Origin of the sequence: Maribacter sp. (assembly GCF_039968975.1) — a bacterium.
Classification (GTDB): Bacteria; Bacteroidota; Bacteroidia; order Flavobacteriales; family Flavobacteriaceae; genus Maribacter.
This window is the reverse complement of the sequence record NZ_JBDVOT010000233.1, coordinates 1-2,393: the sequence shown is the minus strand read 5'-3', so window position 1 is coordinate 2,393 and position 2,393 is coordinate 1. Positions and strand designations below refer to the sequence as shown.

General features: G+C 28.6%; 3 protein-coding genes. All 3 read left to right on the top strand.

Features of this window, described 5'->3' with window-relative positions; all coding sequences use genetic code 11:
- The first annotated feature begins 362 nt into the window (after window positions 1-362).
- Complete coding sequence (locus ABJI11_RS16005; protein WP_348354415.1) at window positions 363-893, top strand: hypothetical protein; 531 nt, start codon at window positions 363-365, stop codon at window positions 891-893.
- Between the two features lie 188 nt (window positions 894-1,081).
- The gene (locus ABJI11_RS16000; protein WP_348354412.1) at window positions 1,082-1,222 is read left to right on the top strand and encodes a hypothetical protein; all 141 of its coding nucleotides are present in this window, start codon (window positions 1,082-1,084) and stop codon (window positions 1,220-1,222) included.
- A 101-nt stretch (window positions 1,223-1,323) separates the two neighbouring features.
- Window positions 1,324-2,393: hypothetical protein (locus tag ABJI11_RS15995; RefSeq protein WP_348354409.1), on the top strand; the 1,070-nt coding region annotated here is incomplete at its 3' end.

Here is a 2,393-nt window from a genome sequence, read left to right as displayed (position 1 = left end):
CTATCATTTTTAATTTCAATTATATTTACTTGTTTCTTTCTTATACTATTAGGAGTTTCAAATTCTATCCATTTACCATTGATATCTTGAGCATTCACTGAAAAAAATATAGAAATTAAAGTAAGAAAAATATAAATCTTAGATTTCATATTATTTTAATTTATGTATAAGATAGTTCTCTCTTCCTAAAATTAATGCGTTAGAACTATAAAATGATAGGTTTTATTTAAAAAATGCTTATTCTATATTGTATTATATATTGATTGCAGTTTTATATTTCAATTTGTTAAAAATTATTATTTATTGAAAATTGTATCTTTCTAGATGTTAGTTCTTTTTGATGTCAAATTATAAAACATACCATGGCTAGAAAAACAATATTAATCTTAGCTTTTCTTCTTTCTCTATATTCTTTTGGACAACAAACGAATTTATTAAAGCTTGATGGATTTAAATCCATCAAAATTGGAACAAAAATGAAAAAATTCAACAACTTAAAGCAAACAAACCATGCACCCGAAGGATATTTAAGCTTTGAATATTTTCCTTCAGATATTGATTTATACCAAGTATATGATTCTAAATATGATAATATCTTTCTTTATTTTGATGACACCACAGAAAGGTTAAAAACTATTGTCATCTCAAAAACATTTACTGGTGATCACTTCTATCAAAAAGCTTTAAGCCAATCTTCAAAAACTATTGGAGATTTTGAAAAAACAATTGGTACTCCCTACGAAATTATTGAAGTAAAAGATGGCTCTGGAAAATCTGGGTTTTCATGGTATGGTAATAAAATGTATATCGACATTTTTGCTTTAACCTATGGAGAAAATAATAAAGCATTAGCTCAAATTGAGATTGGAAAAGATGTTGAACTGAAGTATTAATTCAAAATCAATCAATCTCCCTAATAAGAATTCTCAAAAAAAGCACCTCTTAAAATTAATCTCAAAATTATACCCACCTATAAATACTATATTCACATTTTTTAGCCATTACGGTACTATTAAGTTGTAATTAAATGATTTTCAGCTGATTAATTTTTATCTTAGAAATTCATCTAAAAATAAATATCATGCAAGTTGACATTTCACAAGAAAAATATTCTATCAAAAATAACATTAACTTGAATGCCTTAGAAAAGCACAATGAATTGAAAAATGGTAAGGAAATGTTTTTCGAAAAGAAAACTCAAGTAATGGGGACCCTTTACTAATTCTTTCTTAATATCATTTTGTAAATAATATCAGAAAATTATTTCTGAATAAGTTTCTGTAACAATTCTGAAAATTGGTTATCTCTTATGAAAACCAAACCATGAAAAGAATTTTTACAGCAATATTTACATTAGTATCTATTTACAACTACGCGCAATCAAAAGCGGAATATCTGAAAAATAACCGCATTGATATTACCAATAGGGAATTCAAATTTCCACAACAAGATTTTAATATCATTGGTTTTGGTGCATATCACGGTAGTGCTAAAACAGAAACAGTTGAGCATTCCCTTCTTACTTCTTTAACTAAAGAAGGCATCATTGAATACTATTTACCTGAGACCGATTTTAGCCTTGGCCAATTCTTCAATACCTACTTACAAACCGGTGATACATTATTATTAAAAGATTTGGTAAGCTACTATGGCATGCGAGTGCCACAGGAACGCAGTATAGAAACCTATCAAAAATGGAAAGACCTTAAAATCTTAAACGATTGTCTACCTAAAGAAGATAAATTGACCGTTATAGGTATTGATCAATTGGTAACCTATAAATACACTGCTAAACATATTTTAGAACTACTAAATACCGACCATATAAAACACCCTGCTGTAAAAAAATTAGAACAGATGGTTACTTTAGATACTACAGACTATTCACCATATTACCACAGCTACTCTAAAGGTGTGATGAAAGCTTTTGTAGCATCTTACGAGTCGAATGCTGAAACGTACTCAAAGTCCATTAAAGATACTTTTGCTTTTAATCACATCATACAAGATTTGAAGTATTCCTTTAACCCTGAAATTAACAGAGAAGAAGTTATCTTCAATAATTATGTTCACTTAGACTCCATTTACAACTTCAAACTAAAACCTCAATTTCTAAGGTTTGGTTTTTTCCATTTAGAGAAACAGAGAGAGGGTAAAAATCCATCATTTTTTACCAGACTAATAGAGAATAATTTTTATCCAAGAGATAAGGTAATTTCGGTTATTGGCTACTTTACAGATAGCCGTGTACTTTGGGACCATTTGTATGATGACAACGGAGAATATCAATCTTTTACCACAGAAGGGGGATTCGGAATCGGAGATTATGAGAAAGAATATTTTCTCGGCATTGAGCACCTGAAAAAGTCTAAATTATCTGACATGACTTTATT

Bases quoted from the DNA above. Each gene is read 5' to 3' on its own strand.
- ABJI11_RS16005 (WP_348354415.1), top strand. From the start codon at position 363: ATGGCTAGAAAAACAATATTAATCTTAGCTTTTCTTCTTTCTCTATAT.
- ABJI11_RS16000 (WP_348354412.1), top strand. From the start codon at position 1,082: ATGCAAGTTGACATTTCACAAGAAAAATATTCTATCAAAAATAACATT.